General features: G+C 38.6%; 11 protein-coding genes and 3 pseudogenes. 4 read left to right on the top strand and 10 right to left on the bottom strand.

Annotated features, from left to right (window positions below; genetic code table 11):
* Window position 1: 1 nt before the first annotated feature.
* Both HC246_RS24555 and HC246_RS24550 read right to left on the bottom strand, forming a co-directional pair.
* Complete coding sequence (locus HC246_RS24555) at window positions 2-1969, bottom strand: hypothetical protein (protein WP_169366049.1); 1968 nt, start codon at window positions 1967-1969, stop codon at window positions 2-4.
* 765 nt (window positions 1970-2734) lie between these two features.
* Window positions 2735-3172, bottom strand: a complete 438-nt coding sequence (locus tag HC246_RS24550; protein WP_211167952.1) for a hypothetical protein — start codon at window positions 3170-3172, stop codon at window positions 2735-2737.
* An 831-nt stretch (window positions 3173-4003) separates the two neighbouring features.
* On the opposite strand from HC246_RS24550, the gene egtD reads away from it, so the two are divergent.
* On the top strand, window positions 4004-5020 hold the full coding sequence (gene egtD / locus HC246_RS24545) for an L-histidine N(alpha)-methyltransferase (RefSeq protein WP_169366048.1): 1017 nt from the start codon (window positions 4004-4006) through the stop codon (window positions 5018-5020).
* Window positions 5021-5079: 59 nt separating this feature from the next.
* Complete coding sequence (gene ovoA, locus HC246_RS24540; RefSeq protein ID WP_169366047.1) at window positions 5080-6420, top strand: 5-histidylcysteine sulfoxide synthase; 1341 nt, start codon at window positions 5080-5082, stop codon at window positions 6418-6420.
* 155 nt (window positions 6421-6575) lie between these two features.
* On the opposite strand, the pseudogene HC246_RS24535 reads toward ovoA, so the two are convergent.
* The 4 genes and pseudogenes from HC246_RS24535 to HC246_RS24525 form a co-directional block, all read right to left on the bottom strand.
* A pseudogene (locus tag HC246_RS24535) lies at window positions 6576-6842 on the bottom strand (IS1 family transposase); the annotation flags it as partial.
* A 1-nt stretch (window position 6843) separates the two neighbouring features.
* Window positions 6844-6972: pseudogene (locus HC246_RS27165) on the bottom strand (IS982 family transposase); the annotation flags it as partial.
* Between the two features lie 363 nt (window positions 6973-7335).
* A complete protein-coding gene (locus HC246_RS24530; RefSeq protein WP_169366046.1) occupies window positions 7336-8139 on the bottom strand; it encodes a lipase family protein in 804 nt (267 codons plus the stop codon).
* Window positions 8140-8286: 147 nt separating this feature from the next.
* Entirely contained in the window at window positions 8287-9063 is a 777-nt protein-coding gene (locus tag HC246_RS24525; RefSeq protein WP_169366045.1) for a hypothetical protein, read from the bottom strand.
* Window positions 9064-10063: 1000 nt separating this feature from the next.
* Between HC246_RS24525 and HC246_RS24520 the strand changes: the two genes are divergently transcribed.
* Window positions 10064-10711: an IS110 family transposase gene (locus HC246_RS24520; protein WP_169366044.1), complete on the top strand. Its 648-nt coding sequence runs from the start codon at window positions 10064-10066 to the stop codon at window positions 10709-10711.
* A 10-nt stretch (window positions 10712-10721) separates the two neighbouring features.
* Here HC246_RS24520 and HC246_RS24515 read toward each other — a convergent pair whose 3' ends face one another.
* Window positions 10722-11825, bottom strand: coding sequence for an ISAs1 family transposase (locus HC246_RS24515; RefSeq protein WP_169361865.1), 1104 nt, complete (start codon window positions 11823-11825; stop codon window positions 10722-10724).
* Between the two features lie 118 nt (window positions 11826-11943).
* Between HC246_RS24515 and HC246_RS24510 the strand changes: the two genes are divergently transcribed.
* Window positions 11944-12351, top strand: a complete 408-nt coding sequence (locus tag HC246_RS24510; RefSeq protein WP_169366043.1) for a transposase — start codon at window positions 11944-11946, stop codon at window positions 12349-12351.
* 237 nt (window positions 12352-12588) lie between these two features.
* Here the strand turns inward: HC246_RS24510 and HC246_RS27085 are convergent.
* The 3 genes and pseudogenes from HC246_RS27085 to HC246_RS24495 form a co-directional block, all read right to left on the bottom strand.
* A pseudogene (locus HC246_RS27085) lies at window positions 12589-13544 on the bottom strand (IS1595 family transposase).
* Between the two features lie 565 nt (window positions 13545-14109).
* Complete coding sequence (locus HC246_RS24500) at window positions 14110-14544, bottom strand: hypothetical protein (protein ID WP_169366042.1); 435 nt, start codon at window positions 14542-14544, stop codon at window positions 14110-14112.
* A 160-nt stretch (window positions 14545-14704) separates the two neighbouring features.
* The gene (locus HC246_RS24495) at window positions 14705-15241 is read right to left on the bottom strand and encodes a hypothetical protein (RefSeq protein ID WP_169366041.1); all 537 of its coding nucleotides are present in this window, start codon (window positions 15239-15241) and stop codon (window positions 14705-14707) included.
* Window positions 15242-15445: the final 204 nt, after the last annotated feature.

Raw genomic sequence — 15445 nt, 5'->3', positions numbered from 1 at the left:
TTTAGACAAAATAGGGAAGTTCTAGATCATGAGTGCCAATTTCTCGGAAAAAGATCCTGTCCTCAAATTTGTCACGTTCTTCCCCTTGTAGGGTTAAATCGACTTTAATACTGATCAGTTGGGTCATCCGATCGCTTGGGTTAGTAAGGTTTAATGCCTTGGTAATCATATCGGCGGGAATACGCGCCGCAATATAACGGTTATTTGCCTTACTATTCCAATGCCTCGCAAAAGGATTGTCATAGCTGGCAAGAAAGCGTTCAATCGGTTGATAGGTGTCCCCGATTTTGATCGAAAGCCCAGTATGTAAACATCCATTCCAACCAGCATTATGTTCAATCAGATACAACAACTTATCCCGGCTAGAAGGAACAACGGGAACTCTAATTTCGTAAGCCATGAGATTATCGAAGCACGCTAAGATATCACCGTTATAATCTTGCTTGTCCCATGGCACAGGATCTCCTTGATTTACGCGATCTGCCCAGTGATAACCTAGTGCCGATTGAGTTGCATGACCCCATGGATTTTGGCTAAAGGCAACCCCTGATAGCATAAACCACTTTCCATTATCACCTTTATGAATTAGCTTCACTTGCCCCGACTGCCCCACAGGAATTGGTAGCCAATGGTGATAGGGTCGAGATGAGTCCCCCAGTGACCCATCTGGACAATAGCAATTGCCATTTCTGAGTCCTCCCGTCCAATTACCCAAATTTCGGAATACTTGACCATCTGCGGAAAACTGAGCATTCACAATATGCCACTCGTGAGCATTGGCGAGCCTCACCCAAACAGTGTCGTAGCCAGAGGGAATCTTAACGATTGCGCCTCCACTGTCCTCTTTACCTACGCCATAACGAATCGCCTCACGCCACCCATAAATCCCTTTTACTTTCCAAGTTGTATTGTCATAGGAGGCATTAGGGAGATCATTTGACTTAGTGATCACTCCTGCCTTTTCAGCAGCAAAAATATCTTGATATATTGTCGGATTTTGGGGATCAGTGGAACCAGCAGGATACATCCGATGTCGCATCGGGTTTATTATCTCCAGATGTTTAGCCCGAAGAGCTTCATGGACGATGACTTTTCCAGTAGTCCGTTCGACAGTCAAACGAGGATTTTCAACTCCATCCTCCGAAGCCAGTAATCTTAGAAGGGCTGTTGGATCTTTGGCTTCTTCTGAACCCTTAATCTTCCAACCCACCATTTTGCCATCTTTCTCAGCGAGACGAACGGGGGGGGCTTCTCCCGTAGGTTTACCTGCATTAGCTAGAGCTGCCGCGATATGGTCTTTGACCGCCCTTTCTGAGGGGATGACATTAGAGCGATCTGCTCCTGCGGGAATGCTCTGGGAAATCCCTTCAATGAGAGTATCACCCAATTGCAACGTACCTGCTACCGTCAAATTACCTTTAATGCCCAAGTCCTTTCCATCACTGCGGAGGGTGATACCTTCATCAGATCCAGGAAGACGCACGCCCGAATATTGACGCACACTTGAATCAATGATTACTTGGTTATTTTCCAGCATCACCTTTGCCAAAGTGATAGTTTTGGCATCATCGGATTGAATAGCCTCTAAGGTGATTAGAGGGGTTTCTTCAAAGCGAGTATAACTATCAGGAATTTCTGGTTGCTGTAATAGTTTAGGTTCTTGGTGATAGCGGAAACATAACCAGCCCAAACTGTTGATTTTTCTAGTTACCGCTTCTGTGAGAATGATTAAATTGCCTTCTCCGTCAATGGCGGTTCCTGACTTAATGATTACCTCAGGCTGACCTGCAATCGCTTCTACCTCAAGCCCTTCAACAATCCCTGCTAAATGTAAACGACTGTTGACATAGCGCTGGCGATCGCTCAGATAGCGATGAGCCAGTTCAAAATCTTCATCTAATAAATACTGTCCAGGAAAATAGTTAGGACGTTGGAGCGCAAAATTAACCCAATCTTGTTGTGATGACATAATTTGACATAAAGAGATGGTTATTAACAGATAGTCAGATAACTCTTTAAGATTTACTTAGTAAAGAGAAGAATCTCTATGTAACTAAATTTTTTCGTTAATTAGTCTTAACTAATATTAGGAAACAAATATTAGCAACTGCAATCAAAATCTGAAATTTAGACCCTCAAGATCAAGCGAATAAGTAAGCAACTAATTTCACATAAAGGTCAAGCCTTGCCATCATTATCCTGCAAGAAAAAGGATGGAGAATGAGAAATTTAAATAACTCTATATATCACTATTAATACTAAGTCCTGAAAATTATTTTGTCATCATCAAAACTAGCATAAGAAAAACTTACCTAACAGATATTCTGTTAAGGAGAATCTCTATAATATATATAGAAACAACAAAAAGATTTGTAAATAACTGTTGTAAGACTCTTCTAGTCATACTAAATGATGAGTAGATTTACCTCAACAGCACAGTTATATGCAATGATCTTAGAAAGAGCTGTTGACTGCGATTTTGAGATTATGAACTAACACAAGGTATAGCTGCTCATCTAAATTCTCAGTCAAGGACAATCCCCCCATGGGTGACCTTGAGACTCATACTAAAAAGCAAATTTTTAATGTGAGCTTGTTAATATCCAAAATTTCTGAATTGAGTATATCATGGAAGACAACTAAATCTAACTTTTAGTAATTAATTTAAAAAATATTTAATAAATGGAACCCAAAATAATAGAAGTTATCTCTGCTAGTGTATCGCTCAATCTTTTCAATCTTGCTGCACCGCCTGTAAGTAGTGATGTGGTTCGGCTACGGCATCTGAACCACCAACAACGATTGGGCGATCGCTCTTCGCTAAATGTTCAATGAGGAGGCAACTGACTTGACGATCTTGAGAGAAATTTACAGTAATCCCCCAAGCATCGAAAGCCTGTGGATCAAGAGCAAAGATATCTCCACCTACAAAGGTTTTCCGCAGAGTCATCCCTTTCCAAAAAATCTGACCAAATTCCTCACTATAATCACCATCTCTGAGATTGACTAAGCGGGCATCGAATCCTCCTGCTTGCAAATCAGCTATTAGAACCTGTTTACTGATTAAAGACCGATGTCTATATAGAGAAGTCCAATTTTTCCCTTCTCCATAATATAGCCCTGTCGCTGGAACTTCTATTAATCCAATGGTTGGTTGCTTCTTGTTCATCATCAAAAACAAAAACTAAATTTTTAACTAACTAAACTATGGCAAAAATGGCAAAAAGCACCATTTTTGATTAATTTATACGCATAGCAAAAACACCAATAATTGCCATTACAGAATTAGGCTCACGATCTTTATCAGATCATCGCTGGTCAATATATTTATATTTTTATCAGCATGAAATATGCGTTAAATTGCATATCCCCCACTAGCTGATTAATGCAAATTATCAATCAAAACTAAATAATTAGCCTAAATCAAATAAAAGAAAGCTGATTACTAGCTTTTTGATAGAGTTGCTTCAATCTATTTATAATATAAATTTAGATTCAATTATTTAGACTTTAAAAAAGTTAATACTTAGCAATTATCTAAAGAGTTGCATTACTAATTTAGTTGATTTTCTAATAGCATCTTTCGATCATGAAAAAACACCGATTGTATGATTAAGCTTTAAGCTCTCATTAATCTTTAGGCTTGTCAAAATTGTAATTTTAGATTAGACTTCAGTGACAAGATGTTTATAACATATAAGGATTAATTAAATCGTGGGGGCGATTATTATTGCGTTATTTTTATATTTTTTATTGAGAGTTAATGATGTATAGAGAATCACACCTTAAGGTTAAACTTCTATACATCACCAAATTATTGTCTTTCCCTAACATAAAGACTGGATTACCCGAAATTTAAATATCTATAACCAATGATTTTTAAGACATAAATAAATTATGTAGAGTTATGTTGTTTAGCAACATGACTCCATTTTGATTAAGCGCATTTATCTAAACAAGCTGCTTTATCGCATATACATCAACCATAGGAACTAAGCCGAGTATGACAGTTAAACATTTAAAGATTCTGCATCAACATAATAATCCCAATATTCATCAAACCTTTGAGAAAGATGGTCATGATGTTATTCAGGGATTAACTGCTACTCCCAAAACGCTTCCGCCTAAATACTTCTATGACGATCGCGGATCAGACATATTTGAGCAAATTTGCGAACTTCCTGAATATTACCCAACTCGTACTGAGGCATGGATTTTAAAGCAATATGCTGATGAAATTGCTGATATTACAGGTTCCTGTGAGTTAGTGGAATTAGGTAGTGGTAGTTCTACGAAGACCCATTATTTACTAAATGCCTACCAAAAAGTAGCGAAATCCTTAACAGAATCCATACCCGATGCCTTTAGTTATATTCCCATTGATGTCAGTGGTGGCATTCTCAAAACGACAGTCTTGGCTTTACAAGAAAAGTATCCCAATCTCACCCTTGAGGGCTTAATTGGTACATACGAAGAAGCTTTGCTGTATCTGGGGAAAAACCATGCGCGATCGCGGATGATTTTCTTCTTAGGTAGTTCCATTGGCAACTTTAACGAAGCCGAATCGAACGAATTCTTAAATAAGGTTTCCCATGCGTTAACCCAAGGTGATTATTTTCTGTTAGGAATTGATTTACAAAAGCCCAAAGACATTCTCGAAGACGCTTATAACGATAGTCAGGAAGTAACGGCTGCGTTTAATTTGAATATGCTTGCCCATTTGAATTGGCGCTTTCAAGGCGATTTTGATTTAAGTCTATTTAAGCATCAAGCCATTTATAACGAAGTCGATCATCAAATTGAAATGTATCTGCACGCACAAGTAGAACATCAAGCATCCTTAGATATTCTCGATCTCAAGGTGCAGTTTCAATCAGGTGAAAGCATTCTCACGGAGATTTCGCGAAAGTTTGATTTAGAGAAAGTGCAATCACAATTGCGATCGCAAGGTTTAGCAACCATCAAAATCTGGACAGATCCGCAACAATGGTTTGGCTTAGTGCTTTGTCAAGTGATCTAAAAGTGCTTGAAATTTACACGAATCAGTACTTTTACAAAGTATTTTAATTTAGAAAAACAATGCAGCCACCTAATTTACATGATTGCGATCGCCAAGAAATTCTTGCCTATTATCAACGGGCTTGGCAAATCGAAGACCAATTAATGAAAAGTTTAGTTAGTCCCGAAGCCTTCTATATCAATCCCGATCCTTTACGTAATTTATTGATCTTCTATTTAGGACATTCGGCAGTCTTTTACATCAATAAATTAATCCGAGTAGGATTAGTTACCGATCGCATCAATCCCCATTTTGAAAGGCTCTTTGAGATTGGAGTCGATCCCGAAAAGCCTGATGAAATTGAAAGCATTTTTGATAATCTGCGGCAAGCGGATGTGATGGCAGTATGGGCATATCGGCAGCAGGTCTATGACAGAATTAGCGAACTGATTCATAACTTAGCGATCGCTTTACCCATTAATCTAGAGCATCCCCTTTGGGCGCTCATGATGGCGATCGAGCATCAGTATATTCATATCGAAACCTCATCTATGCTAATTCGCCAATTGCCTGTCGATAAGCTGCAACGTCCTCAGGGTTGGGAATATACGCCCGCAAATGGTTATACCAAACCCAATGAGATGATCGAAATTGCGGGGGCAGCGATACGCTTCGGGAAGTCCCAAGACTCAAATATCTACGGTTGGGATATTGAATATGGCGATCGCACTGTCGATGTGGCAACCTTTCAGGCTAGTAAGTATCTGATTACTAACGCCGAATTTCTCGATTTTGTCAAAGATGGTGGCTATGAAAATCAAAACTATTGGCATGAGTCAGCATGGGCTTGGAAAATTCAGCATGATGTCCAGCATCCTAAGTTTTGGATTCCTGATGCTGATGGCTATAAATATCGTGCCATGTTTAATGAGATGGCGATGCCCTTTGATTTTCCTGTGGAGGTCAATCACCATGAAGCGATCGCCTATTGTCGCTGGAAAGGCAATCATACTCGCCTCATGACTGAAGCGGAATATTATCTGGCAACCTATGGCACAGAACCAAGCACATCGCAGACTCAGGAAAATTCTAGGTTTAATCTTAGTTTTAATCTCAACCTGAAGTTTGCTTCACCGAGTCCTGTAGGATATCTGGACTCAGCGAAAAGTCCGTCGGGTCTCTACGATCTACGCGGTAACGTTTGGGAATGGCTGAGTGACCATTTAACACCACTATCTGGCTATCAACCCCACTTTCTGTATGAGAACTACTCCGCACCATACTTCGATACCAAGCATAATATGATGGCAGGTGGCTCTTGGATTACCTGTGGCACTGAAGCTTGCCAATACTATCGCAACTGGTTCCGCCCTAACTTCTATCAACATGCAGGATTTAGAATTGCGGCGAACATTAAGTAATTCCTAAGTTATTGTGGGTCTTGTTTATTTCTCTGTCTATCTCCCAGACTTTATACACTTCACTTACACTCTCGGAGCTTAGTCAAGAACAAAACTCCAGATACTGCAATCGGTCTGTATCATCGCTCGGGTAATGTGTCACAATTGTTGGATATTCAAAGGGATTGAAACGAAAACTCATATCTGTTGATAAACAAACCAATGACAATATCATGCATCACAATGAACTTAGAAAAGCAAATCGTCTTTCTAGCTAAACGCTTAATCCTCGTTCTCAAAGTTAGATGTTTTCGTTCAATCTTCTGAGTATTTTTCTTGCCGATTAGGTGAGTGTGAGGATCAAGAATCCTTTCGTATGCACCCCATACATCGGTGAAAAAATGCTTGATTCCAAAAGGTTTTAGCAGATTCACCAGTGAGACAACTTTTCCTTTCTCCTATCATTGATGGCAGCATTACCTGCCCTTGACAGTGTTTTTCTATACTTTGGCAAAAATCATCTACTTCACAGAAGATTTGGGTGATATCCAAGTGCGATACGATATTTCCCATATTGCTGAGGCTTTTATTTCTTCAAACCTAGTCTCAGCTTTTCTTTTACTTTTGGCTATACCATCGAACTCAGGTTAACTAAAACAACGTCTGTTCTACGAATGCGGCAAACGGGAAAAATTGCTTCGTAGTTTTTCCCGTCTTCCACTGTTTGTATGGCGTTTTGTGCCACGCAAATGGTGTGGTTAAACTTACGATTTACAGTAGCTCAACTTAATTCAAACCCAGAACCAGAGTTTGTTTCACCCGCTACGCGGGTGAAACAAACTCTGGTTCTGGGTTTTTAGTTTACTTATATCTAGCTACTTAACCTAGTAAGTAATTCCAAAACTAAAAATGGCTACGCCATTTTTAGTTTTGGAATTACTTTACAAGCTTATCCATATTTTTGGAAATCCCAGCTATATAAGCATCCATATTATGATCGTTGATGCCATCGGTTCCCTTTTCTCCTAAGGCTTCGAGCCTGCCGTGAAAGTTATCTAGTAAGCGAGTCCAAATAGATAAATCATCATAAAGGATTTTTGCCTTATCAAAGTACAGAAAGTAACCACAGTCAGCATAGCCAATAGTCCGTAGAGGCACACGGGGAACAACATCATTATTGTTGACAAACCGAAAATAACGCTTTGCCATTTCTTTATTCATTGACTCAGCAAACTTTTTGTCGCCAACGCGCGGCTGACCAAAGTTATATAGACCAGATACAGGATAGGAAAACTCTAACATTTTGGCAACGCCAAGGGTCGCTAAGGCTGCCCCCAGACTATGCCCTGTAAACCAGATAGTTTGATTGTTGTCCTGAAACTGGCGAATGATTGTAAAGATTTCTCGCCAAGCTGCGTCGAGCGATCGAATAAAGCCCCCATGAACATTGCCTAGAGCATGATAAACCTGCATTAGCCTAATGTCTGAAAGAATGTCTTGTAGCTTACTAGGCTCAGTACCACGAAAGGAAACAATGATCTTATGACTGTCGCCAGCCACAAAAGCTTGAGTTCCACTTGACTGAATATTCACAAATTGAAACTTGTTTGTTTGCAATTGTTTACTGACTTCAGCTTGCGCTAATGGAGCATCTAAATAAGCCCACTTTGCACAATAGGCAAGCGCCAGAGCATTGTTAGGACTATATTTAACAGAATCATAATCGAATAATAGTGCCATTGTGATGAAGTTATGGTTAAAGCTGCAAAATCAAAAAAGAACTGTTGGTGATAGTATTTTGATTTTCAAATGAGTCCCAACTCATTTGAAAATCAAAATATAAATAGAATCAGGTTGCCTAAGTCAAAATGAAATCTGCAATACAGATTATTCAAAAGACAAGGTATGCTGAGGCGATCGCTTCAATTCTATAATGGAAGCAATTAGGGGTACGGGTACAACGAGAACGCTATAAAAACTAGCTAGTGATTTGAAAAATTCTCTCTGTCCAGCATTGTTGATCAAATCTAAGACTGGATGACCTAAAGCACTGGCAAGTCCAATTCCCACATACAAGACCGTAACCACAAAAAGTAATGCTAAATAGCCTACAGCAATGATCGCATTATTTTTGAATGGTAATGCTTTGACAGCATAGAAGTAGAGGATATTCTCAAAGGCAACTAAGAATAGTAATACCTGAAAACCAATATAGGGAATGTAATGATTTAGGAAGTTTACTTCTGGATTCCATACAAAAACAATCCGAAACCAAACTGTTAGCAAAAGCTCAATGGGTAGTAAGACTGCGGCAAGAATGTAAGTATATTTTGGTACTTTTTTTTCGCGGTAAGCATCCTGAATTCTCAAAAAGTTGAAAATCACATAGAAAATGAAGGGAACTTCCCAAAGGGGTAGCAACATTGCTGAAACTGTTCGACTTGGTTCATGATCTAATGCATTACAAGCATGATTAAAACCAAATAGCTTATAAATAGCAGTGGTATGTGGATCGACAGTAACAAACTTGTCCGTCAAAACATTTCCTACTACTAAGATAAGGATTAGAGCAATATAGGAAAGAATTCTTAGAATTTCTGGATTGAATGTCAGTTTGAAAGAGTAATTAGGAGTTGTCGATGCATTAGAGGTATCGGCATTCATAGTGTTCAAAGTCAATAGGGTTTATTGATTAATCTGATTGATTAGAAATTACAGCGCTTTGCGCTTACTTAAAACCCAAAAATATTTTTAAAAGTGGCGCTTCGCGCCACTTTTAAAAATATTTTTGTACTACTCAAAGCCTCAATACGCTGTATCTATTTCTAGGTACTGGTCATCTAAAACATGATCGACGTATTTCTGCCTTTGTTATCGTCTTGAAATGGAAGTTTAAGCACCCATCCCTCATTAGCTGACCAATGCCAATTTGATGCATGTAGTATTTCTAAATAAGTTGTGAGTGGCTTCGACTTCGCTCATCCATTCATAAACCATATAGGATTTCTATAGACATTATGGAAATTAAAGCAGAGTAAATGCTATCTCTAAGGTAGCAACTCTCTTTATGAGAAATTAACAAGTATTAGGATGAAGAAGTTCTAAGCCATCAAGCTTAAAAATCAGAAAATGCTCCCACGAGTCAATGCAAAGGTAGCAAGTCAAGTGGGTAAGAGACTAAAATACTTCATCTATTCATTGACTATAGACACATCTTTCTTTGATTTGTAATGATTTCCTATTCCTAAACAATAATCTATCACATTTGATAGTGAAGTCAAGATTTTAAATTCATTTTTGCTATTAAAAAAAGTAACAATTTAAGGGTTTTCCCTAATAGGTAACTGATGTTACGTGGATAGAATTCCTACGATCATCTAAGTCTAGGGCTGGCACGGAGGCACAGCCCCTTGTATCTAGGAGGAAAGTTAAAGGATAAAATCTTTACTCAAATCCGAAAAAGCAAAAGCAGAGATAAACTCGAACAGCCCCTAGGGACACCAAGCCCGTATTGTAGATAGAGTCGTCTCTGCTTAAACAGTGGAAATAGATAAAGACTGGACAGTATCAGAGGTCATCCGATGGGTAAACCTGCATTCACAAGGATAGTTAAACTCCACTAATTGCTGTACTCGAAACTCTAGCAAGAAGCAAGGAAAACACGATGAACAATAGCAATGAAGTATGTGATGTTTTAGGAATAGATATCAGCAAAGCCAAATTTGATGTTGCTCTAATCCAAGGTAACGCCAAAATTAAGAGCAAAGTATTTGCCAACAATCCTGAAGGATTTGCTGAATTACAAGAATGGCTAAACCTTCAAAATGTGACAAACTTGCATAGTTGCATGGAAGCCACCAGCACTTATGGCAATGCTTTAGCTAGATTCTTAGTAGAAAGAGGATACAAAGTAAGTATCGTCAATCCATCATGTCCCAAAGCGTTTGGCAAGAGTGAATTAAGTCGCACAAAAACAGACCGTGCTGATGCCAAAGTTATTGCCAGATTTTGTGCTGCTTTAAAACCTGCACCATGGACACCACCACCATTAGAAATTGAGCAACTTCAAGCATTGGTGCATCGTTTAGATAGCTTAACCGCTATGCAGCAACAAGAGCAGAATCGTCTTACTACGGCTGACCCAATTTTGGTTGAGGCAATTACTGCCCACATTGATTTTCTCAAAGAGCAAATTGAGATGACCAAGAAATTGATCCGTCAGCACTTTGATCAACACCCTCATTTGAAATCGCAACGCAGGGTGGTTTCATTTTCGGAAAAGCAAGCAGGAAGGGAGAAGCAGAAAATTTAGAAGGAGGAAATCAGTAAGAATAAGAGCAGGAGAGAATATCAAAAACTTGATGAACCTGATTCGCGAGAACCCGTTGCCCCTGAGGAATCGTCCGAAAGCCAAGGCGACGAACAGTGGTCATGATAAAACAGTGAATAATTGCCCAAATAGTAGGAGCATTACCACCACGACGTAACCCCGTATCCTCTTGAAAAAGGACATCGCGCACCCAATGTAAGCGATTTTCAATGCCCCAGTGTAGGCGAATCGGGTCAAGAAACTGAGCCGCCTTGAGAGACAAGTCAGAAATATAACCAACTGATTCGACAAAAGGCTTGTCATCACGCCAGCCCTCGCGTTCCACATAAATCAAAGACTGTAGAGACGACCATTGTTTACGTAGGTGAGTCGGCGCAGGATAAACCCAAACGCGACGGCGCACTTGACGGCTATGAGATTTGTCAAACTCTTCAGCATAGCTAAGGGCTTCCGTGGTTTGATGTAAGTTATCCAAAATCTTGAGCAAATTCGGTTGATTATTTTTGAGCGCAATCAAATAATGCTGTTCCTGTTCAACAATTAATTTCACCGTATCTTTTTGGCAATGTAAGGCATCTAGGGTGAAAGAGGCTTTCTGCCCTTGTAAAGAGGTAATCACTTGTTTAACGACTTCGATTTCACTAATTTGTTTGTTTTCGGATACGGCAAGGGCTATTACTTCTCCCGTTTCATGGGTAAAGGCTGATACGGTACTGGTAAAGTTTTGCCTAGAATCAGTCTGATTGGAGACAGTACATTTGATGCTTTTTCCGTCCATCGCCAGCCATTGCCCTGATTCGCCTGTATAGCTATTTCTACACCACTCGTTAAATAGTTTAACTATTGGCTCAATTTCTACTCCTTGAATGACACGACGAAAGGTCGAATATGACGGGATTCGACTCTCTGGTGCTAGCTCTAGCCTTGTTTGTAGGGTTTGCCAATGTTTCTCACAGAAATCTGCTAAGGGTCGATATCCGTGATAATTACACAATACTCCCAGCAAGGTTAAGCACATGACTAGCCATAGTGGATGTCGCTTACCTTTACTTTTCCGATGGTCTGGGATCTGCTTTAATTGTTCTATAAAGTTCATGGTCTGGTTTTGCTTTTTGTTTAGCTCTTAACAGACCATTTTTTACTATTTTGGCTTTGCTGTTTTTCTGTAATCCCTTCTCACTATCACTTCCCGAAAATGAAACCACCCTGCTCATTTGAAATCGCAACGGGATTTATTGACTTCCATTCCTGGTATTGCTGAACTGACTGCAACTGTATTACTCGCAGAAATTCGTGATATTTCTGCCTTTGATACTGCTGATCAACTAGCCGCTTTTGCAGGTTTAACTCCCCGTGAGTTTTCTTCTGGTTCTTCGATTCATGGCAAACCACGTTTATCTAAAATTGGTAATTCGCGTTTGCGTAAAGCTCTATTTATGCCTGCGATTGTTGCTCGGCGTTATAATTCACCGATTGCTGCTTTCTGCGATCGCCTTACGGCTAAGGGTAAGTCCAAAATGTCTGTCATTGGCGCTGTCATGCACAAGCTGTTACGACAGGTCTTTGGCGTTCTCAAGTCTCAGCGTTCTTTCGACCCTAATTTTGTCCAAATTTCCTCTTGACTTTTTGTTGCTCAAGACAGTATCTACAAAAATCTAAATTATTGGAGTAGGGGCAATCCCCCCGTGGTTGCCCTGTCGTGCTAGCAACAAGAGATTCATCATCTGAGTTCCACGTAACATCAGTAGGTAATATAAAGTTAATGGCTAGATAATTTGCAATACAATAGAAGCTAGTCAATAAAAAATAATACTTACTTCTAATTGGACTAATTCATATCATAGATAAAATATTAAGGCTCAATAGGTAAATCGGGGAGGTAAAGCAAGTAAAGATTGCAGCAAAGCACTAAGCAAAGCTTTGCCCCTCCTTTGAGCATTATGAACAAACTCAAAGAAGCTCAAATACAAAGGTAACTTTTCTTGAGAAATACCACGATGAGGACGTAACCAAGAGCGCAAAAGCGACCAAAAGCCTTCCATCGTGTTGACATGAACTTCACAAAAGCCATCACCATCTTCATCTCTTGCATATTCTCCCGCGCCATGACAAACCGTTTTGTGAGCATAGCCCCAGTCTTGTAAAGGGTTATAGATAGCATACTCGTCAGTGTAAACCAAAGTACCAAGAGCAATTGTTGCTTTAATCAGAGATTCAATAGTCCGTTGTTGCACATTTTCTAACATCCGAATTACCACTTCACCACCGCGCTGAATCATGCCGAAGATGGGTGGTTTTTCTTTTTCGAGTGTCCCCCGCCCCCGAATCCCCTTGAGCCGATTACGCCTTCCTTGACGACCTTTTTTTTAACTTCTTCGGGTTTGCCCTTGTGTCCTGCTGTCACATATACCTCATCGCACTCGACTGCACCAGATAAATTTACTTCTGGCTTGCTTTGCTCAATACCTGCTCGCAATTGCGTGGTCATATCTTGCACCACATCCTTATCTAGGTCTAGTTCTTGGGCAATTTGTCGATTCGACAGATTCAATCCCATCAAGTATAGACACAATATCCACATCCGTAGTGGTTGATGGTGTCCTGAGAATATTGTGTCGGTTAGATCGTCAAAGTTAGCGTTGCAAGTTTTACACTGGTATCTTTGACGGGCTGGTTGGGTTTCATCTTTCCCTCGCTTGATCACCTCTAGGCTTTGGCATTTTGGACAGCATATTCCTCTTGTCCATCGCATCTGTCGCACTGTTTCATAACATTTTTCATCATCGATTAGATGGCTTAAATTCACACTCAGCATTGTGTTCGCTGCTTTTGGATTTTGCTACGATTTTAGCAATTTCTTCTTTGCTTTCACCTCCCCGATTTACCTATTGAGCCTTTCCCAAATAATTGTTAATTCTACATAATGAGGATTTCTATCTTCTATCATTTCCTATTTCTTGATTGTTTTACCTTCTTTTGAAAACAGAATGAGGGGTTAGATATTGAAAGGCAGAATAATTACAAAGTAAGGCATATATATCGTTTGTGAAGCGCTTGATACATATGCCTTACGACCTGTCTCATAGTTTCGGGGGATATTCAACTAGAGACATTCCTAAATATATACAAGGATAAATAATTATAATTGTGGCTATATCACTACAAAGATATCTACTATAGATATACTTATTCTCATGTATATGTAAAATCAATTAGAACAGAAAACTAGATCCTTAGCTGGAGACTGTAAGTTTTTTAGGGTTTAATTGGCAAATCCAACGAAAATCAGTAGTTTTAGCTTAAGTTAACACAAATTTTCTACAGTCTCTAACTTGTCAAGTCTATCAATCCTTTTCTTTTTCCTGTAGCTTCTGCAAAGATTATTTACTGAAAAACAATGCGTTTCTTTTTTTCAGATGATAACGTTGCTTAGTAGTCAGGATTGCAAATTTTTCCTCATTAGTACTCCTGTTAATTTCAGTGATGCTCACTTTCTGTTCTCTCGAAAGTTTTATTGCTTTCCAAGCCGAATTGCGATCGCCTTTTTCTAGTTCCGCAGTAAACTTCTCCAATTGTTCTGGGGTCAGTACTTCTTGAATCAGTTGCAATGCTTTTTCGTTCAGTGCTTTAAATTGTTGCTTTTGGTCATTGGTCAAATTAAGAGGATTTTGCTCTAGCATTTGATTTTGTGGTGTAACAACAGATGTTTTGGGGATAGAAGTTTGAGCAGAAATGATATTAGGAGTCAATACGGTTCCAGAAAAATCTACTGATATAATAGCGACTGCTAGAATCTGTTTAAAATGACAAAGCATAATAAGAAAATGAAGTTAACTTTAAAAAATTGATGTCTATAAACGTTGATCACTATGCCAACTTTATCTAGAATAAATGATTTATTTTAGAAAATTTGTGTAATTATTAGTAAATCTTTAATAGACATTACATGTAAATCTATTAAAGATTTACATGTTTCTATCGAGAAGCGCGAATCTCTAGGTCAATAAAATCATCGACTAAGTCCCATAGTCTGTCTATATCTTTTTTTATTTCTAGATCTTTAAAACAGTTCTTTGATAATCTCTTCTGAAGAGAGTTTAGGTAGATTGCGATTTCAAATTGTTCTAGAGAGATTATAGACTGTTGATAGAGATGATGGATCATCAAAATACTTGATATACTCTCTGTTGGTATCGGAGTTTGTTTTGTTAGTCTATCCATCAAGCTCTCAGCAAACTGCCAAAGGGATAGAAAAGCTAATCTATACTCACTAGCTAAAATTAGTTTAGAAACCTGATCTTTACAATTCAATATATATGATATAGATAGTTGAGAGTTGGACACATTTTTTTCTGCCATAGACAATTGATAATCTCCAGAAATGAGAAGCAGTCGTAAACCATTAAATTTATTAACTGTTTTGATTATTGAGTTGTATATATCAATAGATAAATTTTCATTGCTGTATTCTATCTCTACAGTAAAAAAATCTTTTTGAGATGTATTATTCATAAGCTATATATTTAGGGATTTAAAGGTCTATATATTGATTGCTAGAATGTATTTGTAAATTCAAACATTAACTTAACTAAACCCATTGCTGTATATGCACTTAGACTAAATTTATAGTAAATTACCAATTAATGCTTAAAAACTTTGCAAATGTAGTTAGCCAGAATTTTGTTAATTTTTTTACAGATACTTTCTATAAGATCT

The organism is Pseudanabaena yagii GIHE-NHR1, from assembly GCF_012863495.1.
In the GTDB taxonomy this organism is placed as follows: domain Bacteria; phylum Cyanobacteriota; class Cyanobacteriia; order Pseudanabaenales; family Pseudanabaenaceae; genus Pseudanabaena; species Pseudanabaena yagii.
Note: the sequence above shows the minus strand (reverse complement) of the source record. Positions and strands in the feature narration are given on the sequence as shown.